Here is a 24,391-nt window from a genome sequence, read left to right on the forward strand (position 1 = left end):
GCACCCCACCCAAATTAGGCGGCGGTGCCTACGTGCTGAGGATACCAGCGCATGAGCCCCGAAAGCCCCGGGGTAGCGCGGGGGTGAGCCGCGCATCCCCGGGAGCTTTCAGCCCGCAAACCGGGGGCTACATATCGACGTCAGCAAGACCCGAAATCTCTTGATTATTCATGAAATACGGAATGACTTCATAACGGTTATCCAGCTGGTTCACCTTATCCACGTCAGCCGGATTATCCAGGTCAGGCCAGCGACCATACTCAATCCTGAACCGAGTAATGACCAAGAGATAGTACTCATCATAATTCGGGTTCAACGGGTTAATACGTGCACGCGACTTAGTGAGAAACCACATCCGGCTTGGGGTATCTTCATCCTTGGACTCGCTATAAACAACGCTATCAATCGCGCCGATGGGGCAGATCCTCGACCCGCGAACGGGGGTGTGCATATTAATACCCTCAGAAGAAATCTTCATGTACGTGGCGTTGACGTGCCACAGGTAGAACAAGAGGAAAGCAGTCATGAAGATGTAAATACCCTCTGCATAGGGGTTAGTCTCGGGGCCATTGAGCGACAAAAAATAGCGGATAATCGGGAAGCCCGGGATAAAGACAATAACGTACACCAGTAGCGCTCGCAGACGACTAATGTAGATGCCTTCACGCTTCTTCTTCTCGTCGCGGCGTCGATTGATGATGTAAGCGGCAAGGGTGAGAATCGTGAAAATAGTTGTGATGATGGAGCATACGCCCCAAAAGGTAATAGCAGATTCTTGAGACATCATTTTAGCTATTCGCTCCTTCGGTCGGGTTGGAGTCGGTGGTGGTAGTGGAGTGCGCATCAAGGATGCGCTGCAGATGCTCCGAGGCATACTTGCCGCCAGATGCTGAAGCACCCACGGAGGATACGGTTGAGGGGCGCCCGCAGGTGCGGCGACTGCCGCGTGAACGAACGCCCCTCCATCAGCGACGGCTAATCATGGAACCAAATAAACCGGTTTACTTATCCATCTCGTAGACCCAGCCACCAGCGTTGCAGTAACGCTTACCATCCTTCTCAATGATGTAGTAGCCGGGCTCGTGGTTCTCGCACTTCTGGATAACCTCACGGGCCTCTCGGTTAGACTTCTCAAGGTTCGCCGCACGAATCTGGAAGAAAGCAAACGTAGCAATGTACGCCACCAGAACCAGCACGAGAGCAGCAATCGCCATGCCCTTACCCTTGCCAGTGCCGTTCTTAACCATTACCAGAGCGATTACAGCGAAAATGATGGTCGGGATGGTCAGGAACGAACCGATCACAAAAATGCCGGTCAGGGCGGAGATAATGCCCAGGACTAGTGCGGTTACTGCCGCCCACTTCTTCTTTTTCGGAGCCTCGACGGATGCGCCGTATGCGGGCTGTACGGCGGGTGCCTGCTGGGTGAATTGCGGCTGCTGCGGTGCAGCCGGCTGCGGAGTGTTCTCAGACATGAAAGTCCTCATTTCGTATGTGGTTGGTGAATATCCGGAAGTGCACCACCTGCAGGTGGCGTACCTTTCCCAAGGATACTCTATGTGCTTGAAAGCTCTGACAAGTTGAATTGTCGAGTACTTTGATGGTCTATGGGTTAGGTGGCTAAAAAGTTAACTCGGTGCAAGGCTCGGGTGAAGACTGGGCGACCATTCACCGGCGGGTGGTGCTCAGGTGAGTTGCCGCTGGCATGCAGAAAGCCCCTGGGCTGAGAGGTAATCTCTCAGCCCAGAGGCTTTCTCTATACGGTGCTACATATCAACGTCGGCAAGACCGGTGACTTTCTCCTTTTCCCTGAAGTACGGGACTGTATCAGGGCCACTATCTAGAGCATCCACCCGAGCAATATCACTCGGATTATTCATATCAGGCCAGCGGTCATTATCAATCCTGAACCGCACAATCGCCATGAGGCGGTAATTCTTGTGAATAATCGGGCAGAAAGCGGCAATGAGTTTTCCGGATTTACTGTAGAAAGACACAAGGTCCTGGTCGTCTGTAGAGGTTGCCTCGTAGTATTCAATGCCGTCAATAGCGTTGACCGGGTACACGGTCGTACGCGCCGACCACATACGCTGCTCAATACCTTCAGGGGAGATCTTCACATAGGCAACATGGACATACCAGGCGTACAGCATGAACATAATTGACATAAGTATCCCACCCAGTTCATACCAAAAACCTGGAGACCCCTCCTCAACAAGATGGAGAAAGAAACCAAGACACGGGAACCCAGGGGTAAATATTGTTAGAAGAGCCTCTGCCTGATTAACCCGTCGGATGTACGCGCCTTGGCGGCGGCGCTCCATATCCTTCCAGCGCTGAATCTCATAGTTGGTAATGATGTAGAGCGTTCCGGTTACCGAGATGAAGGCCATAATACCCCAGATAATAATCAGGAAAATGCGCATGACGGGTTCTCGTTTCGTGTGGTTGGTGAATATCCGGAAGCGCACCACCGGCAGGTGGCGTACCTTCCCCAAGGATACCCCGGTGTGCGAATCGTCCTAGACCGTGCGCTTGGCGCACAAGACTCATCAACCCGCGGGGCTCCACGGTTTAGCTTGCTGCAGGTTCAGCCTCCGGGTCCTCTTCATCTTCCTTCTCGGGGATAGCAACACCCACGGTCATGTACCTCTTCACCAGCAGGTACGAGGCGATCACCGGCACCACATACACCAGCGACAACCCGCTACCGGACTGCACAACATCAGCAGCAAGACGGACCGCCGCCAAACATCCACCCAAACCCACCAGGGCTACGCAGAAGCCACGCAACACGCCATACCCGGCAGTACCCTCCTCAAAGGTCGCGGCCCACAGCTTGAACAGGGTGCGGCGCACAAAAATCAGGAAGACCGGCACCAGGCACAGCACCACCGAAACACCCACAGGCTCATAACCGGCAGCAGCGAAAGAAACCACCGGAATCAGCAGGCAGAAGAGCACCATCAGGGCGCTCACACCCAGCACCACCGCGCGCACGTACCGGTTGATGCGCTCCATACGGTGTTGGTTAGGGATCTCGTCGTTCGGCTGCGCGGCATTGTAGAAGAACAGCAGCAGAACCAGTGCGGACGCCGCCACATACCAGGGCGCGAAATTGATGCCGTCCACCTGCGGGGTGGAGGCAACCTGCGGGACACCCACCAGGGAGAGAGCAGTGAGCAGAACGATCGCGGCAACGCAGAACGTGCCCACCGTCAGCAGAAAGTAATGGTACGCGCCGCCGTTCTTTGCATCCTGCACACCGTGCTCACGCGTGCCGTCAATCATCACGACGGAAAACAGCATCGCGGAGATGGATAGGATGCTCCACGCGTACTCGCCCGTCATGACGGGGACAAGCAGGAGGAGCAGGGACGCAGAGAACAGAATCCACAGGAGTACTCGCTGCAGTGTGGGTGAGGACGCGATGGCCTCTCCAATAAAGTCGATAATAAATTCGCCGATAAAGCTCACGGTGGGATCCTTTCTGCGGGGGTGGGGTTACTCTTTGATCTCTTCAAAGCGGAGGACGCTGAAGTCGAATTCATCGTTGCGGGTTAGCAGAGACTTATATGCCCTGTATTTCTTGCCCGTCTTGAAGTTCTGGAGGTAGGGGTAGATACGTTCTCCATCGGGGGCGTTCGATGTTGTGATGATTCCGCACTCTTCCGTTTCGAATTCACCGGATATTGAGTAGGGGTCCTCATGTTCAACGATTTCTACTGACGTAACAGTGCAGATAGTGGAGTCGTTGTACGGATTGACATAAGAAATGAAATATAAGGATGCGGGAAATGCCAGAAGGCACAACATCAGTAGGATTCTCTCGCGGTCACGCCAAATATCGCTAGCCTTTGAACGAAGAAAATTCTTGAAAGCGACTTTCTTTGTGGGCTTCTTCGTGATAATAGATTTTTTCTTTGGGTAACCATTTTTCTTTGAACTGTTTCTTTTCTTTGAAACATTCTTTTTCCTTGGGGAGTTCTTTTTCACTGCTTTTCACCTTCTTTCTGGGCTAGAGGCTGTTGCTCTGTGATGTCTTCAAAGCGGGTTGCCTCAAAGAGCTGCACTCATGGTGTGTACGTCCTTGTGCGGTAGTGGTTGGTGAATCGTGCTCGCTACGGCGAGGTGGCGGGCACATCCTTAGCCTATCGCACGGTATCTGACCAGAAGGTTAACTGGATGCAAGGCTCGGGTGAAGACTGGGCAACCATTCATCAGAGGGCCGGGACCCGTGCGTAACCACCCAATTTCCTGAGCTGCTCTGGGGGCGAGTCTGCGCTCTGCATCGTTGAAGGTGAAGGGTGGTGCGAAATGGTTCGCTGATTTCATATGGAAAGCCCCGGACGGTGCGAGTTGAAGACTCGCGCCACCCGAGGCTTTATTTATGGCTCATGAGCTGGTTATTCTTTGATTTCTTCAAAGCGGATGGCAGTGAAGCCTGTTTCATCGTTACGGGTATCGAAGGACTTATAGGCCCTATATTTCTTACCCGCCTCAATGCTGTTGAGGTAGGGGTAGATACGTTCCCCATCGGGAGCGTGCCACATCGTGATAGTTCCGCACTCTTCCGTCTCAAAGACACCGGAGATTGCGTAAGGGTCCTCGTGCTCAATAATTTCAACCGACTCGATAGTGCATATTTCAGAGTCATTATTCGGGTTGTAATGAGTCATGAAATATAAAAAACCAAATACGGCGATAACACCTACGCAAAATATGATGGCTTCACGGTCATACCAAATATCTCTTCCTTTTCTGCGAAGATACTCTTTGAAGGTAACTTTATTCTTCTTTTTCTTTGAACTATTCCTTTTCTTCGAAACATTATTTTTCACCGTGAATCACCTCTTTCCAGTGTAGAAATTTACAGCTTCACTAACTCATTCTTTTTCGCGGCGTGTCTCCTCACGCGCCTGCTGACGCTCCAACCTACGCGCCTCATTACGAGCAGCCCGGCGGCGGTGCTTCTGACGCTCACTCTTCGTCTGCCCAACGATGTACTTCGTTTCGCACAAGTCATAAAACTGGGCATAAATATCGCGCGAAGAACCATACATCCCCACCACGTTCATCACATCCAGGCCGTCCTCCTCAGCCCAGCGCCCGTGATCGTCACGGTACAGCACCTGCGCCATCAGAATCGTCGCATCGAACTGATACGGGTCAAAGCTGCAAGTACGCTTACCCATCTCGGTGCTACCAATACGCAAGAACCCGTTCTTGCCGTTGTTCTCCACATGGGCAAACGTGATGGAGGGGTAGGTGAAAGTGCGTTCCTTCCACCGCCAATTACGCCACCGCACGTGGTCCTCACGCAACTCGAGGTAGAAGGCGTAGCAGTGGTTCAGAGGAATAGCACCCAGCAGGCCAAGCCCAAAGGCGCCTACGAATAGTAGAACCCATTGATTAACAATCTCTCGGTCGCCGGAAGGACGCGGATATCCCAGGCTTAGCCAAATAATAGGCCAGATGACGAACCCAAGGATTGTGGCGCTCCAAGAGAAGAGAAATCCAAAAAGGGGCCTTTTCTGCCTCTTATTCAGTGTGGGTTTGCCGAGCTTAATGCGGATACCCGGTACCAGGGCGACGATAAGTCCCCCGAGGAGTCCGTCTTCAACAGCGCTCATAGTATGTACGTCCTTGTGCGGTGGTTGGTGAATCGCGCTCGCCCCGGTGAGGCGGCGGGCACATCCTTAGCCTATCGCACCGTATCTGGACGGGAGGTTAACTCGACGCAATGCTCGGGTGAAGACTCGGCAACCACTTCGCAGATAGCCCGAATCCGTGCCTAACCACCCGATTTCGTTAGCTACTCTGAGAACGAACCCGCACCATCCGCACCGTTGCCGGAAGGCTGCGAGTCACCGATAAACAGAAAGGTCAGTGAAACGACCATGATAATTACCTACACCATGATTGCCGTATGGGGCGTACTAAGCCTTGGGCTGACGTACAAAATCTGCCGCACCGCTATCGTCCATGAGATGAGCCGCCACCATGACAAGAAGCTACGCGCCGAAAACATCCACATCATCCGAGGCAAGCTTCGCAATATCATCCTGGCCGGCTTTGTAGCTCTCATATTTCCTGTCGCAATGTTCCTAACGCACCTACTCGGCGACATGGGATTCCACCTTTTCTACGACATCGCAGCGTTCTGCGCCATGTGCATGGCTATCTGCTTCTTCTACGGACCTGTTGAGGATTACACCGAAATCTCGTCGGAAGGAATCGAAAGGGGCGAATCATTTCTAGACACGGTCTTCTACCCGCTCAACGCAATCGACGCAGTCTCATACAGTCAGGCCTCTGATAGTGACGAGTCAGACAGCGTTACTTTTAAAACAAAATCAGGCAAGACAATTACGAATTTCAGCCCCGGCGATGACGGTTACTACCTCCTCGCAATGACCCGATTCAAGATGGAAAACGACCGCTGGCCAGATATGAACAACCCCGAAGAAGCCGCCCAGGTCAAGGCGTGGATGAACTGGAGATCCACCATCCCGCACATCAAGGACAAGGAAATTTCGGGCCTCGCCGAAGTAGACATGTAGCCCGCGATTCAGCCCGTATTGAGTGCGTGCCCGGCGTGTTTCTCAACCAATATTTCCGCAATTTTTCTGCCAGAAAAACGTTGACTAGCCCGCATGGTCTAACCCTCAACCAGAAGGTACATTCTGCACGTAAAAACATTAACGTTGAGGCTTACAATAAAAAAGGTTTAACGCACAGCCGCATGCCGTGCACACACCCGTCACTTCACAGAAACACCGACCCCGAAAGGCAGATTATGGCCACCAAGAAGCCCGCGCGCCTCACCCGCCGCGCAGCCCTCGCCGCCGCAGGCGCAGGCGCAGCAACCGCCCTCGGCGCACTGCTCACCCCCGCGCAGGCAACCACCTACCGCCCCACCGTGCGCCGCAACCCCTACAACGGCTACTACTCCAACCGTTACGGCCGCCGCGGCCGCATCGTCATCAGCGACTACTACGGCAACTATTACTACTACGGCGGCTAAACCCCGCCCCTAACCCCCGGATGCGCGGGGGACCGGCTGAGTGGCTGACGGGGCGACCCCGCGGCGCCCAGCCACAAAACATATACTGGAAGACGGCACCACACTCGTGTAGTGCCGTCTTCCCGTTAGATGCCCCAGGCATCACCCGCGCCACGGTGCGGACTCACACCACAGATAGAGAGAACCCATGAAGAACGTAACCCGCCGATCCGCCCTCGGCCTGCTCGCAGCAACCGGCGGCGCAACCCTCCTCGCGGCATGTGGCGCGCAGCCCCAGGCAACCAGCGGCAACGCATCCGGTAGCGCATCTGCTTCCGCGGCGGCATCTAAGACCGCACGCACCGACTACTCCGGCGTTGCAACCCTCGACGGCTACACCTCCAAGCCTTCCGACTACCAGGCCGCAACCCGCACCGAGCCGTCCAAGAACGCTCCCGTGCCCGTCAAGCCCGCCGTCGCCAACGAGAACAGCGTGGAGGGCCTGTACCAGTCCATCGCGTTCTTCGGCGCAGCCATCGAGTACTACATGCGCACCGGCAAGACCGAGCCCCTGCGTGAATGCGCGGTTGACAACTCCGAGCTGAAGAACATGCTCGAACCCGAAGCCGGCACCCTGGGCGCTGGCCTGCAGCAGGGCAAGATTTGGATGCAGGACCCGTCCGTCACCATCACCATGCTTACCCCGCAGCCTGAGCGTGACGGTGATACCTACAACTGGGATATCCGCCTGACCATGGACAGCGGCGAATTCATCGCAAGCAAGGACCGTGTGGAGGAAGCTACCTCCGATTCGGACCGTAAGAACGATGTGGAGCGCACCCTGCACGGTGTGTACGAGAACGGTGCATGGAAGCTGACTGGCATGCGTACTTCTTCCTCTTCGTCGTCTTCCGCTGCTTCCGCTTCCGCTTCTGCTTCTTAAAACTCAGTAGCCTAGAAGCGCATAGCTTCTGAAATAGAAAGGCGCCCGCCCCGTGGTGTGAAACCATGAGGCGGGCGCCACCACCGTAGATAGAGAGAACCCATGAAGAACGTAACCCGCCGATCCGCACTCGGCATGGTTGTAGCCGCCGGTGGCGCAACCTTCCTCGTGGCGTGTGGCGCGCAGCCCCAGGCAACCAGCGGCTCTGCATCCGAGAGTGCATCCAGCAATGCATCCGGTAGCGCATCTGCTTCCGCGTCGGCATCCAAGAGTGTTCGTAGCGACTACTCCGGCGTTGCCGTCCTGGAGGGCTACACTTCCAAGCCTGCCGACTACCAGCCTGGAACCCGCACCGAGCCCTCTAAGAATGCACCCGTGCCCGTGAAACCTGCCGTTGTCAATGAGAACAGCGTGGAGGGCCTGTACCAGTCCATCGCGTTCTTCGGCGCAGCCATCGAGTACTACATGCGTACCGGCAAGACCGAGCCGCTACGTGAAAGCGGACTCGATAACTCTGAGCTGAAGAACTTCCTCGAACCCGATGCGCGTTCCCTGGGCGCCGGTCTGCAGCAGGGCAAGCTCTGGCTTCATGATCCGACCGTCACCATCACCATGCTCTCCGCGCAGCCCGAGCGTGACGGTGATACCTACAACTGGGATATTAGCCTGACCATGGACCCCGGCGAGTTCATTGCAAGCAAGGAACGCGTGCAGGAGGCCCCCTCTGAATCGGAACGTAAGGATGAGGTGAAGCGTACTCTGCACGGTGTGTACGAGAACGGCGCGTGGAAGCTGAGCGGTATGAATACTCGTTCCTCTTCAGCCGCTTCAGCGTCTGCCTCTGCTTTGGCTACCGCTTCGGCTTCTGCTTCCTAAAAGCTGCAGTCTAGAAGCGTATAGCTTCTACACCTAAAAGGCGCCCGCCCCGTGGTTTTCAAGCCACGAGGCGGGCGCTTTTCTTATATGCGCAATAAAGCATATACCCTTATCGGGGTGCTACCAGATGCGCACTCGCTCCTCCGGAGCCAGGTACAGTGCATCGCCCTCAGAGACACCAAACGCCTCATAGAACTCATCAATATTGCGCACCACACCGTTCACACGGAACTCATCCGGCGAATGCGGATCCACCGAAATCATCACCTCAGCATGCTGCGGGCGGGACTTCGTGCACCAGCCGCGAGCATTCGAGAAGAAGAAACGCTGAATACCGGTCATACCGTCAATCACCGGCGCGTCAGCCAGCGACTCAATGCCCTGCTTCTTCAAAGCCAGACGGTACGCCTTCAACGCAATAGACATGCCAGCCAGGTCGCCAATGTTCTCGCCCAGAGTCAGCTCACCGTTCACGTGGAACTTCGGGTCCAGACCCACCGGAACGTACGCGTTGTACTGCTCCACCAGCGCGGAGGTACGCTCCTTGAACTTCGCGTAATCCTCCTCAGTCCACCAGCTCTCCAGCTTGCCGTCGCCGTCATAGCGGGAACCCTGATCGTCAAAACCGTGACCAATTTCGTGGCCAATAATCATGCCGATATTGCCGTAGTTCGCCGCATCATCAGCATCCGGGTTGAAGTACGGGGGCTGCAGAATAGCTGCCGGGAACACAATCTCATTCGCCGGCGGCATGTAGTACGCGTTCACGGTCTGCGGAGTCATCAGCCACTCCGACTTATCCACCGGCTGACCCTTACGGGCAATCAGCCAGTCAGCATCAAACGCACCGGTACGGCGCAGGTTCTCAAACAGGTCACCGGGCACCAGCTCCAGGGCGGAGAAGTCACGCCACTTATCGGGGTAACCGATCTTGGTGACGAACTTCGACAGCTTCTCCAGCGCCTTCTGGCGGGTTGCCTCAGTCATCCAGTCCAGCGACTCAATAGACTCGCGGTACGCCTCCAGGAGGTTGCCGACCAGAACCAGCATCTTCTCCTTGTGCGAAGGCGGGAAGTGCACAGCCACGTACTCCTGGCCAATCTCCTCACCCAGAGCCTTCTCAACAGCGCCCACGCCGCGCTTCCAGCGCTCACGAATCTGCTGGGTACCGGAGAGGGTCTTGCCGTAGAAGTTGAAGCTCTCCTGAACCAGTTCGTCGTACATGAACGGCGCACGCGAACGCAGAACGGTCCATACAGCCCACAGCTTCCAGCTCATCAGCGGGATGGAGGTGAACAGCTTAGCCGCACCCTCAAAGAAAGACGGCTGAGCCACAATAACCTGGCCCAGGGTCTCCGGGTCAGCGCCGAGAGCCAGCAGCCACTGGGAGAACGGGAAGCCGGGGAACTTCTCGTCCAGCTCGGTCGCCTGGTACGGGTTGTAGGTCGCCTCCGCGTCGCGGTTCTCCACGACGTTCCAGTGCAGGCGAGCCAGCTCCGACTCGTGGGTGAACACCAGCTGAGCCGCCTGCTCCGGGGTGAGACCGAAGCCCTCAGCCAGACCGGTCAGCTGGAACATGCGAGCAATATGCTCAACGTACGCCGCGCATGCAGCCTCGTGCTTCTCTTCACGGTAGTAGGATTCGTCCGGCAGACCCAGACCCGACTGGTACAGGAAGAACGTGTAATTCTTCGGGTCCTTCGGGTCGTTGCTGGTGTACCAGGCGAACAGCTGCGGCAGACCCGCACGAGACAGCAGTGCCAGGGTCACAGCCAGGTGGGAGGGGGTAGCCGAGTTCAGAATCGGGGCGATTTCCTTCAGCAGCGGCTCCAGGCCGTCCGCCTCAATCTTCTCAACATCCATGAAGGAGTTGTACAGCGCGCCAATACGGGACTCCGGCTGCTCCTTCGCAATCTTCTCCACCAGCTCACGCACGTGCTTCTCAGCATTATCACGGAGGGTGTACAGGCCGCCATCCTTGGGGCGGTCCGCCGGGATTTCGTGGGTAGCAAGCCACTTACCGTTGACGTGGCGGAAGAAATCGTCGCCCGGCTTGACGGTTTCATCCACCCATTCTTTAGTGATTCCAGAGTTAGTAGTCATGGTTCCATTCTATGTTCTTACGCCCGCAAGCCACAGGATGACCGGCATGCCGCCAGATGATGGCTCACCGGTACAGGCGCTTCTCAGAGGCGTTTTAGGCGGCAGAAAGGGGCAGGGTAGCCCCCCAGGATGCAGAAAAACCCGCCCGTACGGTGCAGAAGAAAAACCGTACGGGCGGGCCTGTTATCTATCCCCAAAAGCTCGGCATACAGTCGGTACGCATACCGGAACGAAGCCGAACAGCCGCCGCCTGCCGCAGGTTACCGCGAGCAAACCATCATCCGGTCAACCCGCAGCAGGCAGCGGAACCAATAGGCGCCTCCTAGAGGGATGCGCGAATCGCCTTGGTGGCATCCACCAGGTGACGCAGAGACTGCTTGGTCTCCTCGTAATCACGAGTCTTCAGACCACAGTCAGGGTTCACCCACAGGTCAGCAATGGTGCCGTAACCAATCGCAGCCTTCAGCAGGGACTCAATCTCATCCTGCGAAGGAACACGCGGGGAGTGGATGTCCCACACGCCCGGGCCCAGACCGGAAACGAAGCTCTCCGGAATGTCAGCCAGCAGCTCCATGTGCGAACGAGCCGCCTCAATGCTGGTCACGTCAGCGTTCAGAGCGTTAATCGAGTCGATAATCTCGTTGAACTCCGAGTAGCACAGGTGGGTGTGAATCTGGGTGGAATCCTTCACCGCGCTGGTTGCCAGGCGGAAGGAGTTCACCGACCAGTCCAGGTACTGCGGCTGCTCATCGCGGCGCAGGGGCAGCAGCTCACGCAGAGCCGGCTCGTCCACCTGAATGATGCGGATGCCCGCCTGCTCCAGGTCAGCAATCTCATCGGCAAGAGCCAAAGCCACCTGGTTAGCGGTCTCGCGGCGCGGCTGGTCGTCACGCACGAAAGACCACGCCAGAATCGTCACCGGGCCGGTGAGCATGCCCTTGACGGGCTTGTCGCTCAGCGACTGTGCGTGGGAGCTCCACGGAACGGTGAACGCCTCACCGCGCAGGCCCTCACCGTGACGCTTCACGTCACCGAACAGGATCGAGGGACGGGTGCAACGCGAACCGTAGGACTGAACCCAGCCGTGGCGGGTGGTTGCAAAGCCGTCGAAGTTCTCGGCGAAGTACTGAACCATGTCGTTACGCTCAGCCTCACCGTGAACCAGCACGTCCAGGCCCAGCTCCTCCTGCAGCGCGATAACCGAGGCGATCTCGTCACGCAGGAAGCCGTTCAGCTCCTCAGCAGAAATCTTGCCCGCACGAGCCTCCGCACGGCGGCGGCGAATCTCAGCGGTCTGGGGGAAGGAGCCGATGGTGGTGGTCGGCAGCTTCGGCAGGTTCAGGTCAGCCTGAGCCGCGCGGCGAACGTCAATGGTCGGGCGGTTGAAGTCCTCGGCGGTCACAGCGGCGGCGCGGGCACGAATCTCGTCGTTGTGCTTGCGCGGGTCAGCGGCGAAGCGAGCCAGCGCCTCGTCGGCAGCCTTCAGCTCCGGCTCAACAGCGGCCTCACCCTCGGCCAGGCCACGAGCCAGCAGAGCAATCTCGGCAACCTTCTGGTCGGCGAATGCCAGGCCGTCCACGGGAACCTCGGCGGGATCTTCCAGAGCCAGGTCGTGCGGCACGTGCTGCAGGGAGGTCGAGGAGGACACCGACACGGCACCCTCGGATGCGCCGGGCAGCGCCTCCAGAGTCTTCAGAGCCGCGCGAACATCGGCGCGCCACACGTTACGGCCGTTCACAACACCGGCAACCAGGTGCACACCAGCGGCAGAGACAGACTCCAGCTCAGCCTTCGAGTACACGCCGTGCACCAGGTCAAGGTGCAGAGCCTCAATACCGGTACCCAGCAGTGCCGGCAGGTTCTCACGCAGGGAACCGTAGGGGCTGGTCACCAGAATCTGCGGGCGCTTCTCGCCGGTAGCCAGGGCACGGTAGGTGCGCTCGGCAAGCTGCGCAACCTTCGCGTTGTCGGCACGGTCCACGGTCAGGCCCGGCTCGTCCAGCTGAACCCACTCAACACCGCGCTCAGCCAACTGCTCCAGCACCTGAGCATATGCGGCAACGAACTCATCCAGGCGGTCGATGGGTGCGAAGTCCTCAGCGGAACCCTGCTCAGCCTTAGCACCCAGCAGCAGGGTCAGCGGGCCAACAATCTGCGGGCGAACCTTCACGCCAGCCTGCTTTGCTACCTCGAGCTGCTCGTCAATAGCCTCAAGGTTCAGCTTAATCTCGGTACCGGCACCAATCTCGGGCACCAGGTAGTGGTAGTTGGTGTCGAACCACTTAGTCATCTCCAGAGGAGGCAGGGTCTCGGTACCGCGCGCCAGGGCGAAGTAGCCGGGCAGATCCAGCAGGCCGCGTGCATCCTTAGCCTCGGCCAGACGCTCGGGCACCAGGGTGAACAGGCGAACAACGTCGAGCACCTGGTCGTAGTAGGAGAAGGTCGCCGGAATCGAGTAGTTGTCAGCCTTCAGGCCCGCGGCGGTCACGCGCTCAAAGTAGGTGCGCAGCACGTCAGCGGCAGTATCCTGCAGCTCCTGCAGGGTGGCCTTGCCCTTCCAGAAAGCCTCCTGAGCCTTCTTCAGCTCACGGAAGCGGCCCACGCGGGGGTAACCAACAATAGTTGCGGCGGGGAAAGCAACGTTAGACATAGTGCATATTCCTTTACTGGGGATAGAAATGGGAGAATCAGCGGGCCCTGCCGGCCCCGTCGATGGGGCCGAGATCCGCGGGACGCTCCCGGGGTACTTTGGGGGAAACTTGGGTGGCGCATCCGCGCCGGGCGGAGCGGGTCGCGTTTAGGCGAATTCCAGCTCGCTCAGGGACTGGGAGAAACGGTTGCTGTATCGGGGCAGGTCCAGCTGGTCCAGAACGTCAAGCACCGCGGCATGCTCGTTGAAGGTGAAGAAGTGCAGGCCCGGTGCGCCCGCATCCATCACGGTGCGGCACTGGTTCAGTGCGTAGTCCACGCCGATGCGGTGCAGCTCTGCGCTGCTGGTTGCCGTCTCCAGGGCGTACGCAAGATCCGCCGGAACCGACATGCCCGCCATCTGGCAGAGGTTCTGCAGGCGCTTCAGGGAGGTCACCGGCATGATGCCCGGAATAATCGGGATGTCCACACCCGCCAGGCGAGCCGAATCGACCAGGGCACTGTAGCGCTCATCCTCGAAGAACACCTGGGTGATAGCGAAATCCGCGCCGGCACGCTGCTTCGACAGCAGAATCTCAATATCCTGCAGCAGGGATGCGGACTCGGGGTGCTTCTGCGGGTACGCCGCCACACCGATGGACACCTTACCTGCCGCCAGGTGGGCGAAATCTTCGCGTTCCACGCGGCGAATCAGCTCGACCAGGTAGCGGGCGAAGGGAAGCTCCGAAACCTGACCTTCCTGCACGTCACCGCGCAACGCCAGGAAACCGCGCACGCCCAGGCCCAGAATCAGGCGGACCGCACGCTCCAGCTCGTGCACCGAGTGGCCTGCACAAATCAGGTGTGCCAGGGGGGTGAGGGAGGTTTCGTGCACCAGGTAGTCGAGCAGCGCCAGCGTCTTCTGACGGCGCTTCGCGTCACCGGAATAGGTGACCGAAACGTAGTCGGGGTTGGTACCCTCAAGCTCCGCAATGGTGCGAATCAGCGACTCACAGCTTGCGTGTGAGCGCGGAGGGAACAGCTCAAAAGAAAGAGCCGGGTGAACTGTCGTCATAACCATCCTTCGTGTTCACCCGATAGATACGCACCGTAAGGGTGCGCGAATTCTTCTGCAGGATGCGCGCCACCGGTTTGCGGGTGCGCATCATCAAGGGGTGCCGAAGGGTATTCTTCTCTATCGGTTCTGGCGGGAGCACCTTGTCCGCACCCTGCACCGTGACGGTGGGGGATACTGGCGAGGTTGCTGCGACGTCGACGAGCCAGATCTCTCGGTCGCTCTTGATAGATAACGCCTTCACTGTACCGGGCGTTTTGGAGGGTGCGCAAGAACTTCGGGGGATGATGACCCAATATGTCGAGAGATGACGAGTCACCGAAATATGAACTTAATATGACCGACTATGACGAGGGGGGCTGGGGGCGTTGTGGGTAGGACTGTCGGCTGACCCCTGAATGCCCGAAAATATCACAGATATATCTGCTTAATATTCTTGGACACGCACGAATATGTGTGTTTTATATTTCATTGAAGAGTAGAGTTAGTTAGTGAGGCACGGGTAGTGTTTCAATGTCCGCTCATCGAGGAGTTTCAGGGCTCAAAGATGAGTTCAATATGACTTTGTGAGCGTGGTGAGAATGAAAAAGCTATTTTCTTCTATACTCTGGTCCTTCCGCCTAGCATGGAAAACCTGTCCCACAACCCTGGTGAGCGTCGCCCTATCGCTAGCCGTCATTGCCTGCATTCCCTTGAGTCAGTCCCTGCTGATTGGTAATACAGTATCAGCCTTGAGCGGTTCAAATGGTGGCGCGGCCTGGATTTATATCGTTGCTCTTGCCCTTGTTGTCGGAATTAATATCATTGCTAAACGCTGGGTCATAAGTAACATGCTCATCCTCAAATCAAAGGTGAACTATCGGGTTCACTGCATGTTAAATAACAGGTTATCTACATTTCCGTTATCTGATATAGGTAGCACAAAATCACAGGAAGATATACGTGCTGCAAGAGAGGCAATATCGAAACAGGAATTGCAGGTTCACACCATGTCAGTTATGACACTGGTGAGTGCCTTCGCAATGGTGTTACTTCTCTGTCTTAATATCGCGAACGTCAGCATTGTGGCAGCAATTTTTGCGGCACTGTGTTCATTGCCCCTAGCCATTGCAATGGTGATTCTCGCTAAACGTGATTACGCTATCTACACCCTAATGTACGAGGATTATCGGGCAGAGAACTACTATCTAGACAATCTGATGGCTCAAAGTCGCGCCCAAGAACTTCACCTCATGAGAGCCTCCCGATTTTTCTCGCAACGCGTAGCGTCCTGGCGACGCCGGGCGGCCGGTAGGGAATTGAGCCTTGAAAGTGTTAGAGGAATCATCTCCATAGTTGCAGGGCTACTCTGCTCTGTCTTACTTTTTGCGTCCCTGTACTTCCTTGTGGATTCAGGAGCCGATATATCGTATGTGGCCGGATCGCTGATTGGAATCATTGCCTGTGTTGACGCGACCCAAGAGGTGGGATATTCATTCGGCCAGATTATTAATGGAGCATTATCTGTTCAGCAATTTAGAAGGGTATGCGACTCTAATACTTACGACCATGCTTCTGAGATAAAAACTTCTAACCCTAACCATGAAAATATTTCAAAAATTATATGCAAAGATGTATCTGTTCAGTATGAGGGCGCGTCGTCTTTTGCACTTAAAGATATTAATCTTGAGCTGATGAATAATCAAATGATTGCAGTAGTTGGTGCCTCGGGCGCGGGAAAAACAACGCTAATAAATGCAATTCTTGGAATTACACCAATTGCCCAGGGGAGCATAACGTATAAGGGTGCTTCTTCTGAGAGTAAATACAACATGTTGGCAAATGTGGGTTTGGTGAGTCAAGACTACGGCCGTTATGAACTGACTGTGCGTGAAAATCTTCTTCTGGGTTTGCCGCAGGCGGCGGTTGAGCGTCTTGGTGATGCTGATTTGTGGTCGGCTTTGTCGGTGGCTTGTGCTGATGATTTTGTGCGTGGTCTTGAGGGTGGTTTGGATGCTCAGTTGGGTGAGTCGTTTGGTGGTGTTGGTCTTTCGGGTGGTCAGTGGCAGCGTTTGGCGTTGGCGCGTGTGGTTCTTCGGGATGCGCCGGTGTGGGTGTTGGATGAGCCGACCAGTGCTGTGGATGCTGAGACTGAGGAGGAGATTTTTGCTCGGTTGAAGGTGGCTGCTGTTGGGCGTTTGGTGGTGTTGGTGTCTCATCGTGCGTGGACGTTGCGTGGTGTTGATTCTGTGGTGGTGTTGGATGGTGGGTGTGTGGTGGAGCAAGGAACCTACCGGGAGCTACTGAAGGCAGAGGGAAAGTTTATGGAAATTTTCAAAAATCAGATCTCTGAAGATTCTGCAGGGCGCAAAACTTCTGCTGAAAGGGGCTATAAAGATGCGTAAGATTATGGCTAATACTGTTTGGTCCGTGGTTTATGCTTTCAGAAATCACCCCGTATGGACCGTTTCCTATCTAGCGTCTGTTATGTGCCTATCATTATTCCCTGCTCTGCAGATGGAGGCTGTCACTAGACTTGTTGAGCATTTGGGCCAGAGCCAGGATGAAGTGCTCCCGCTAGCTCTGGGGGTTAGTTTTGTGCTGGCAGGATACATTGCCCTGGGACAAGCATCAGACTCTCTGCGTATGATCCTAAATTCTCGAATGTCAAGTACAGGTATTCAGAATGTATCTTCTCGTCTGGCGACTTGTTCCTCTCAGGAAATCGCGAGTGGTGATTATGCTCGCTCATCAAGGGCAGCTCATGAAGCTGTGACAGGGGGGAGTCTAGGATCTCAAGTTTCCACTATGGGTGCTCTGATATTCATCATTTTTTCGACGGGAGCCCTTAGTTATTCCGTAGGAAAAATCAATGTATATGCTTCACTCTGCATGCTTGCAGGCATGATTCCTGTTGCCTTGATGTCACATCTCTATTCGAGTAAAAATGCTGAGGCAATGGAAAAAATATATTCATATAGCTACAACGCATGGCATAGCACTAACCAGATTGCACAAATAACTACTGCTCGTGAGCTTGCAATTCTTAATGCTCGGTCGTTCTTTGCGCATCGTGCTAATCAAGAACGGAAAAAATCCGGTGAGGAGGAAATTGGCCTAGCTCGTTACATCCTCAGAATATATACAATTGTTGGTTTTATAAGCGCTGCATTGCTAGCTTTAGCCCTTATTTTTCTAGCGGCCTCGGTGCCGGCTCCCGGCGTTCTTGCTGGAGCTGTTATAGGTATTACCTCAGCTATAGTCTCGCTTGGCTCGATGGGAAGCGACCTTAGCTCGATGGCGGCGGGGTCAAACGCAATTGATGTATATCGAAAGTTTATTTCTAGCGCACAGCCCGGGCAGAAAAATCCGGTTGCCGATACCTACCTCGAGATTTCCAGCGTTTCCATTAGGAATCTTGCTATCCAGTATCCAAAAGCTGATTCTTTAGCTCTTAAAAACATCAATCTCACATTTGGTCCCGGGCAGATGATTGGTATTGTCGGGCCCAGCGGATCGGGAAAGACAACCCTAGTAAATGCACTCATGGGCATGCTTAAGCCCTCCAAAGGAGACATCCTCATTGGAGATAAACCGGTACAGGACATATCACCTGATGATTTATTGGCAAATGTGGGTTTGGTGAGTCAAGACTACGGCCGTTATGAACTGACTGTGCGTGAAAATCTTCTTCTGGGTTTGCCGCAGGCGGCGGTTGAGCGTCTTGGTGATGCTGATTTGTGGTCGGCTTTGTCGGTGGCTTGTGCTGATGATTTTGTGCGTGGTCTTGAGGGTGGTTTGGATGCTCAGTTGGGTGAGTCGTTTGGTGGTGTTGGTCTTTCGGGTGGTCAGTGGCAGCGTTTGGCGTTGGCGCGTGTGGTTCTTCGGGATGCGCCGGTGTGGGTGTTGGATGAGCCGACCAGTGCTGTGGATGCTGAGACTGAGGAGGAGATTTTTGCTCGGTTGAAGGTGGCTGCTGTTGGGCGTTTGGTGGTGTTGGTGTCTCATCGTGCGTGGACGTTGCGTGGTGTTGATTCTGTGGTGGTGTTGGATGGTGGGTGTGTGGTGGAGCAAGGAACCTACCAGGACCTAACGACCGACCCCACATCACGCTTCAGAAAGCTCTTCGCCTCCCAACTGGAGGGGAAATAACCTCGCAACATACCCGCACAACGTAGAGTTAAAAACATGGAACGTATTGAATCCCCCGTCTACCGCAGGCTCGGCAACTCCGGTCTCGTCGTACCCAGCGTCGGCATCGGCTGCAACAACCTCGGCCGCCCCGGCACCCCCACCCGCACCCAAGAAGGCACCAACGAAGTCATCGCCGCCGCAGTCGACGCCGGCATCAGCTTCTTCGACATCGCCGACCTCTACGGCGCCGAACCCGGCCTCTCAGAAACCATGTTCGGCACCGCCCTCACCCAGCTCGGCCTCGACCGCGACGAACTGACCATCGTCACCAAATTCGGTCTGCCCGTCGGCGACCTCAATGGCAACGACCGCAACGCTCGCGGATCCCGCCGCTACATCATGCGCGCCGTCGAAGGGTCCCTCCGCCGCCTCGGCACCGACTACATCGACCTGTACTTCTACCACAGCCCCGATCCCAACACCCCCATCGAAGAAACCCTCAGCGCCCTCGACCAGCTCGTACGCGACGGTAAGGTCCGCTACCTGGGCCACTCCAACTTCTCCGGCTGGCAGCTCGCCCACGCCGAACACTGCGCCCGCGAACTCGGCACCGAACGGTTCATCGCCGCAGAAAACCACTACAACCTGCTCGACCGCCGCGCAGAACTCGAAATCCTGCCCGCCGCCAAGCACTTCGGCATGGGTGTGCTGCCGTACTTCCCGCTCGCTAACGGCCTGCTGACCGGCAAGTACCGCCGCGACAACATTCCCGCCGGTTCGCGCCTGTCCCACTCCAAGAAGAACGTGCTTGACGCCGCCAACTGGGACCAGCTCGAAGCCTTCCACACCTTCTGCACCGAACGCGGCATCACCGAGGTGCAGGCGGCGTTCTCCTGGCTCGCACAGCAGTCGCCGGTCACCTCCGTCATTGCCGGTGCAACCAGCGCCGAACAGGTGCGCGCCAACGCACAGGCAGCCTGCCTGCGCTTCGACGCCGAGGACCTCGCCGCCCTGGACGCCATCTTCCCGGCACCCGAGAAGATCGCACTGTTCTAAACACGGGCTCCTTCTTAAAGGGGCGCGCAGGCGGTCGCACGCGGCGGCCGTAAAATATGCTGAAAAATGTGTGCGGTGAGAAATAAATATCACCCGCCGAGCGTTTTCGCTAGGATTAGGTGAGGTGCGTCTAACCTGACGCACCTCACCTAGCCCACTGACAGTGCTGAAGAACCACCAATGTCGGTGTACTCTCCCCTAACCCCTCGGCATCAAAGGACACCATGAGCGCACAGAGCACCGCCTCCACCCTGCCCCCGCTGGGCACCGGGACGCACAGCCGATACCTCGGCATCATTGCACTCATCGCCACCTTCGGCGGTCTGCTCTTCGGCTACGACACCGGAGTCATCAACGGCGCGCTCGAACCCATGAGCCGCGAACTCGGCATGGACTCCACCGCCCAAGGCTGGGTCACCGGGTCGCTCGCCTTCGCCGCCGCTATCGGCGCACTCGGATGCGGCCGTATCTCCGACCGGTTCGGCCGCCGAACCACCATCATTGGGCTCTCCACCATCTTCTTCATTGGTGCCCTGACCTGCGTGTTTGCACCCAATGTCGCCGTACTCATCACCGGGCGCACCCTGCTCGGCCTGGCGGTTGGCGGTGCCTCCGCCGTGGTGCCGGTCTTCCTTGCCGAACTGGCACCCTACGAAATTCGCGGCTCCCTCTCGGGTCGTAACGAACTCATGGTCGTGGGCGGTCAGCTCGCCGCGTTCATCGTGAACGCCCTCATCGGTAACCTGTGGGGCGAGCACGACGGCGTGTGGCGCTGGATGTTCGCCATCTGCACCCTGCCCGCTATCGGCCTGTTCGTCGGCATGCTGCGAGTGCCGGAGTCGCCGCGCTGGCTGCTGCGCGTCGGTAAGCGTGAGCAGGCGCTCGAGGTGATGAAGCGCATCCGCTCCACCGAACGTGCCGAAGCCGAGATTGCCGACATTGAACGCACCCTGCAGGCGGAGGCTGCCACCCAGAACGACGCGGCGGGTAAGGAAAGCGTGGGCGTGCGCGGCTGGTTCGTGCGCATCCTGCTCGTCGGTATTCTGGTCGGCGCGGGCCAGCAGCTGACCGGCATCAACTCGATCATGTACTACGGCATTAAGGTGCTCAAGGAAGCCGGTTTCAGTGAATCCGCGGCGCTCATCGCGAACATTGCGCCGGGTACGATTGCGGTGCTCGGCTCCATTCTGTCGCTCCGCCTGATGGAGCGTGTACCGCGCCGCGTCATGGTCATTACCGGCTACAGCTCGACCGCGTTCTTCCACGTGCTGATTGCGGGCGCATCCATGCTTCTGCCCGCCGATAATGCGGCGCGTCCCTGGATTCTGCTGGTGCTCATCGTCTGTTTTGTGGGTGCGATGCAGACCTGCCTGAATGTGTCCACCTGGGTGATTATGAGTGAGCTGTTCCCGCTGCGCGTGCGTGCGGCGGGTATGGGTATTTCGGCGTTTAGCGGCTGGATGATGAACGGTGTGCTGTCGCTGGCGTTCCCCGTGATTCTGGGTGCGGTCGGTCTGACCGGCTCCTTCATCGGCTTTGCCGTGGTGAACGTGATTATTGCGCTGCTGATGTTCCGCAACCTGCCGGAGACTCGCGGCGTGAGCCTGGAGCAGGTGGAGCGCGGCGTGATGGACGGAAGCGCCTACCCCTTCGCACGCAAGCGGTAGACCCGACGGGTTTTTAGGCAAGAATGAGGCGGGCGGCCCCTCCCCGGTGGAGGTGCCGCCCGCCTCGCAATATGCGTTGAAAGACTAGTCTGCAGGGTTCTCTGCGAGGAACTCGTCGAGGCCGATGCGGTAGCCGTCATCTTCGGCGCGTGCCTTGCGAAGAGCCTCAATGTCGAGGAGCTCTTCGTACTCTTCCAGCAGCTTCAAATCTTCGTAGGAGATGAGCGCGGCAACAGTCTTACCATTGCGGCTGATGAGGGGACGTTCGCCGGAGAACACGGCTTCGTTGACCTTGGTGCCGAGGTTGTCGCGGAGTTCTTTAAGAGTCGTGACATTGGAACGAGTCCGGTGAGTGGTGACAGTCATGACTGGTTCCTTTCTGGGGGTTTATGCGTTAGCTCCGAGGATAGTTCCTGTGTAGGTTCTATTCAAGGGGCCGCAGTGCGAAGAAGGGTACAGGGCACGAGTAGGGAATTACCGCATCCTGTACACCATTGATAACGGGGCGTTTTTTCCTGCATGACGGATCCTCTTAACGATAGAATGAGGTACGGAACACTAAAAACTCGCCTGGTCAGAAATCATATCTAAGGTATGACCTGCTGAGTTAGACAGTTTCCGGTGTTATGTATCGATGAAGGCATAAGACCGACCGCGGGATGCCAAGAGGTGACCCGCCAGAAAGGAGGGTGTCGTGAACGCCCTGCATACCAATTTCAAAGCCTTGAAGGAAATGAGCATCCTCAAGCCTAGGCATTCTGCTTCAGAGGAATCACGAAAAGGATTTGTGCGGAAAATCTATACAATCGCACTGATACTTATTGCATTCCTTGTGCCGCTTAATCAGGCACATGCTTACTCTTCTGAACTTGATGAGATTATTTCCGCAGCTGGGCTAAATCCGCTTAGTTCTGAAGACCGAGAGATGATTACCCGCGAGATTCATCAGACGGCGCTTGCGATGGGAAATTCATATGACGAAGAATTGCATCGTATTGCGACAGAGTCTCGGAATGCAATGACTGCTAAACAGAAAGATTCTGCGCGCCCTCCGCGAGGATTCTTTGATAAAAATATTCCTGCAGGTAAGGCTGAGCGAGTAGGAGATATTTTCTATTCATCAAATAGTACAATTGGCATCCCTCATGGACATACTGCAATATATGTATCACATTACACTTATGTTGAAGCTACCACCCCTCATGTTCGTTCGGTTTATGCCAATAAGGCAGAAGCGCCAAAGCCTGTCTATAAGTATTATGTAGGCTGGTCATGGCAAAGTCCTAATAAATATAAGGCAGCAAATTTTGCCAAGACAAAAATTGGGAAGAGTTACAATTACTTTTTTTGGAACAATAAAACGGTACACGCCAATTCTTATAACTGCTCGCAGCTAGTTTGGGCTGCCTATAAGAGCACGGATCCTAACGTGGACCTCGACTCTGACGGTGGCCCCGGCGTATACCCGACAGATATCCAGAAGTCACACTGGGTACATCACTACGAAACGAGGTGGTAGCAATGACCACATCCCGTTTTTCAGGAAGTATGCGCCTGGGACTTATCGGCGCCCTCCTCCTGTCAGGCTGTAGCGCAACCATCCCAGTAACAAACGACCCCCGCAAAGCCCTCGACGAAAGCAGCATCGCTATATCCATTGCAGGCGACTCAACATACCTGCCGAATGCTGGAGGAGGCGTAGCATTCTACAACTCAGAAACCCAAAAATGGTCAAGAATCAAAAATGTTGGGGTCCGAAACTCGCCAATTGTATACAAAGATAAAAACCTATATTTCACAGATACAAATTCACTATTCACCCTCTCCGATAAACTGCACACATACCCAAAGAAAACAAAAAATGATTACAGTGAAGATGTGTACGTTGCAGACAGTAACACTATTGTGGCTATAGATAATTACAGAGCGGATGAAAATGGTGATTATATATTTCTTGTGACAATTGTAAAAGATGGTGAGGTGAGGGAAGAGAGAATTAAAAATATTATACACATGACAGCTCAGTGCGCTGACGGCAGCATATGGGGCTACGACAAAATCAGCAATTACGAAGGAACAGATAACCAATACCTACACCCAAGGAACCCCACGTTCCTTACCCGCGTGTACCCGAACCCTTCAAATGAAAAAATGTTCTCGAAGAGTCTCGAAAGTAACACAATGTATGGTTCCTACATCGTGTGTGCAGGGAATAGAATTGTGAAAATCCATGATACTTACCCGCAAAGCATTACCGACTACCAATATGCAGATTTAAAAGATATTGACGGATCCATGCTCGAAGTAATTAATGTGCAAACAGGCGAGCATACAGAACGCCAAATTACCGGTGAAGCGAGCAAACGTGTAGATGGAGAAAATGTTCCTTCAGGTGCACCGTATGCAATACACGCATACGGGGACGACATCTGGTGGGTCCATCACGACGGGCGAATCATCTCAACCAACATTGATACCGCCCACAACACTGTACGATTCAGCCTCAAGATCCCAGAAGGAGTAAAGGAAGTCTCTACATACTACTGGACCGAGAAGAACCTCTACGCCATGTACGAGCTGCAAGGAGAAACCTATATTCAAGCCTATTCCGTTGAGTCCGGTGAACTCATCAAAACCCAGAAAATACCGCACTACAACGCTCTTCTGAACGGGCGCGAATACCCCTCATACTTCGTTATTACAAACGAAGAGAAATTCCTTAAAAACTAGCCTCTCGCGCTGAAATACTGCATATTGCTAGGCGGGCGGCCCCTCCCCGGTGGAGGTGCCGCCCGCCTCGTGCGTCCCGTGACCCGCCGCCCCTCGCCCCACCGCACTGTTCGTTGAAGGAGAAGCAAGGAACCCCTACCCTGCGCCACCAACCCATAAGTGATACGGTCAAAGAACAAGTAATGGATTCACGT

The 24,391-nt window shown here is 55.7% G+C and carries 21 protein-coding genes and 1 riboswitch; of the genes, 10 read left to right on the top strand and 11 right to left on the bottom strand.

Going from position 1 to position 24,391, the window contains the following annotated elements; all coding sequences use genetic code 11:
- Window positions 1-127: 127 nt before the first annotated feature.
- The 7 genes from RQ593_RS07170 to RQ593_RS07200 form a co-directional block, all read right to left on the bottom strand.
- Window positions 128-787 (bottom strand): hypothetical protein, encoded by a 660-nt coding sequence (locus tag RQ593_RS07170; RefSeq protein ID WP_053089032.1) that lies wholly within the window; start codon window positions 785-787, stop codon window positions 128-130.
- A gap of 214 nt (window positions 788-1,001) precedes the next feature.
- A complete protein-coding gene (locus RQ593_RS07175) occupies window positions 1,002-1,475 on the bottom strand; it encodes a DUF4190 domain-containing protein (protein WP_311450199.1) in 474 nt (157 codons plus the stop codon).
- A 291-nt stretch (window positions 1,476-1,766) separates the two neighbouring features.
- Window positions 1,767-2,426 (bottom strand): hypothetical protein, encoded by a 660-nt coding sequence (locus RQ593_RS07180; RefSeq protein ID WP_311450200.1) that lies wholly within the window; start codon window positions 2,424-2,426, stop codon window positions 1,767-1,769.
- A gap of 148 nt (window positions 2,427-2,574) precedes the next feature.
- Window positions 2,575-3,477 carry a hypothetical protein gene (locus RQ593_RS07185; protein WP_311450201.1) on the bottom strand — a complete coding sequence of 301 codons (903 nt, stop codon included), beginning with the start codon at window positions 3,475-3,477 and terminating at the stop codon, window positions 2,575-2,577.
- A 27-nt stretch (window positions 3,478-3,504) separates the two neighbouring features.
- Entirely contained in the window at window positions 3,505-3,996 is a 492-nt protein-coding gene (locus RQ593_RS07190) for a hypothetical protein (RefSeq protein ID WP_070819170.1), read from the bottom strand.
- Between the two features lie 410 nt (window positions 3,997-4,406).
- Window positions 4,407-4,841, bottom strand: a complete 435-nt coding sequence (locus RQ593_RS07195; protein WP_005508043.1) for a hypothetical protein — start codon at window positions 4,839-4,841, stop codon at window positions 4,407-4,409.
- A gap of 45 nt (window positions 4,842-4,886) precedes the next feature.
- Complete coding sequence (locus tag RQ593_RS07200; RefSeq protein ID WP_311450202.1) at window positions 4,887-5,633, bottom strand: ECF transporter S component; 747 nt, start codon at window positions 5,631-5,633, stop codon at window positions 4,887-4,889.
- Window positions 5,634-5,900: 267 nt separating this feature from the next.
- On the opposite strand from RQ593_RS07200, the gene RQ593_RS07205 reads away from it, so the two are divergent.
- The 4 genes from RQ593_RS07205 (at window position 5,901) to RQ593_RS07220 (ending at window position 8,825) form a co-directional block, all read left to right on the top strand.
- A complete protein-coding gene (locus RQ593_RS07205) occupies window positions 5,901-6,563 on the top strand; it encodes a hypothetical protein (protein WP_311450203.1) in 663 nt (220 codons plus the stop codon).
- 236 nt (window positions 6,564-6,799) lie between these two features.
- Window positions 6,800-7,027, top strand: coding sequence for a transcriptional initiation protein Tat (locus RQ593_RS07210; RefSeq protein WP_311450204.1), 228 nt, complete (start codon window positions 6,800-6,802; stop codon window positions 7,025-7,027).
- A gap of 187 nt (window positions 7,028-7,214) precedes the next feature.
- On the top strand, window positions 7,215-7,949 hold the full coding sequence (locus RQ593_RS07215) for a DUF6318 family protein (RefSeq protein ID WP_311450205.1): 735 nt from the start codon (window positions 7,215-7,217) through the stop codon (window positions 7,947-7,949).
- 102 nt (window positions 7,950-8,051) lie between these two features.
- Window positions 8,052-8,825 (top strand): DUF6318 family protein, encoded by a 774-nt coding sequence (locus RQ593_RS07220; protein WP_311450206.1) that lies wholly within the window; start codon window positions 8,052-8,054, stop codon window positions 8,823-8,825.
- Window positions 8,826-8,945: 120 nt separating this feature from the next.
- Here RQ593_RS07220 and RQ593_RS07225 read toward each other — a convergent pair whose 3' ends face one another.
- From RQ593_RS07225 to RQ593_RS07235, 3 genes are all read right to left on the bottom strand, one after another.
- Window positions 8,946-10,928, bottom strand: a complete 1,983-nt coding sequence (locus RQ593_RS07225) for a M13 family metallopeptidase (RefSeq protein WP_070614780.1) — start codon at window positions 10,926-10,928, stop codon at window positions 8,946-8,948.
- A gap of 322 nt (window positions 10,929-11,250) precedes the next feature.
- Entirely contained in the window at window positions 11,251-13,578 is a 2,328-nt protein-coding gene (gene metE, locus RQ593_RS07230; protein ID WP_311450207.1) for a 5-methyltetrahydropteroyltriglutamate--homocysteine S-methyltransferase, read from the bottom strand.
- A gap of 147 nt (window positions 13,579-13,725) precedes the next feature.
- The gene (locus RQ593_RS07235) at window positions 13,726-14,631 is read right to left on the bottom strand and encodes a methylenetetrahydrofolate reductase (protein ID WP_311450208.1); all 906 of its coding nucleotides are present in this window, start codon (window positions 14,629-14,631) and stop codon (window positions 13,726-13,728) included.
- Window positions 14,632-14,748: 117 nt separating this feature from the next.
- A riboswitch (SAM riboswitch) is annotated at window positions 14,749-14,865 on the bottom strand.
- Window positions 14,866-15,323: 458 nt separating this feature from the next.
- Here RQ593_RS07235 and RQ593_RS07240 point away from each other — a divergent pair.
- The 4 genes from RQ593_RS07240 (at window position 15,324) to RQ593_RS07255 (ending at window position 21,467) form a co-directional block, all read left to right on the top strand.
- Window positions 15,324-17,015, top strand: a complete 1,692-nt coding sequence (locus tag RQ593_RS07240; RefSeq protein ID WP_311450209.1) for an ABC transporter ATP-binding protein — start codon at window positions 15,324-15,326, stop codon at window positions 17,013-17,015.
- Window positions 17,016-17,019: 4 nt separating this feature from the next.
- Window positions 17,020-18,762 carry an ABC transporter ATP-binding protein gene (locus RQ593_RS07245; protein ID WP_311450210.1) on the top strand — a complete coding sequence of 581 codons (1,743 nt, stop codon included), beginning with the start codon at window positions 17,020-17,022 and terminating at the stop codon, window positions 18,760-18,762.
- Between the two features lie 36 nt (window positions 18,763-18,798).
- On the top strand, window positions 18,799-19,800 hold the full coding sequence (locus RQ593_RS07250) for an aldo/keto reductase (protein WP_311450211.1): 1,002 nt from the start codon (window positions 18,799-18,801) through the stop codon (window positions 19,798-19,800).
- Window positions 19,801-20,024: 224 nt separating this feature from the next.
- Complete coding sequence (locus tag RQ593_RS07255) at window positions 20,025-21,467, top strand: sugar porter family MFS transporter (protein WP_311450212.1); 1,443 nt, start codon at window positions 20,025-20,027, stop codon at window positions 21,465-21,467.
- A gap of 84 nt (window positions 21,468-21,551) precedes the next feature.
- Here RQ593_RS07255 and RQ593_RS07260 read toward each other — a convergent pair whose 3' ends face one another.
- A complete protein-coding gene (locus RQ593_RS07260; protein WP_005509047.1) occupies window positions 21,552-21,833 on the bottom strand; it encodes a type II toxin-antitoxin system prevent-host-death family antitoxin in 282 nt (93 codons plus the stop codon).
- Between the two features lie 328 nt (window positions 21,834-22,161).
- On the opposite strand from RQ593_RS07260, the gene RQ593_RS07265 reads away from it, so the two are divergent.
- The gene (locus RQ593_RS07265; protein WP_311450213.1) at window positions 22,162-22,986 is read left to right on the top strand and encodes a hypothetical protein; all 825 of its coding nucleotides are present in this window, start codon (window positions 22,162-22,164) and stop codon (window positions 22,984-22,986) included.
- 2 nt (window positions 22,987-22,988) lie between these two features.
- Window positions 22,989-24,197 (top strand): hypothetical protein, encoded by a 1,209-nt coding sequence (locus tag RQ593_RS07270; RefSeq protein ID WP_311450214.1) that lies wholly within the window; start codon window positions 22,989-22,991, stop codon window positions 24,195-24,197.
- Window positions 24,198-24,391: the final 194 nt, after the last annotated feature.

Origin of the sequence: uncultured Rothia sp. (assembly GCF_963507905.1) — a bacterium.
GTDB lineage: Bacteria > Actinomycetota > Actinomycetes > Actinomycetales > Micrococcaceae > Rothia.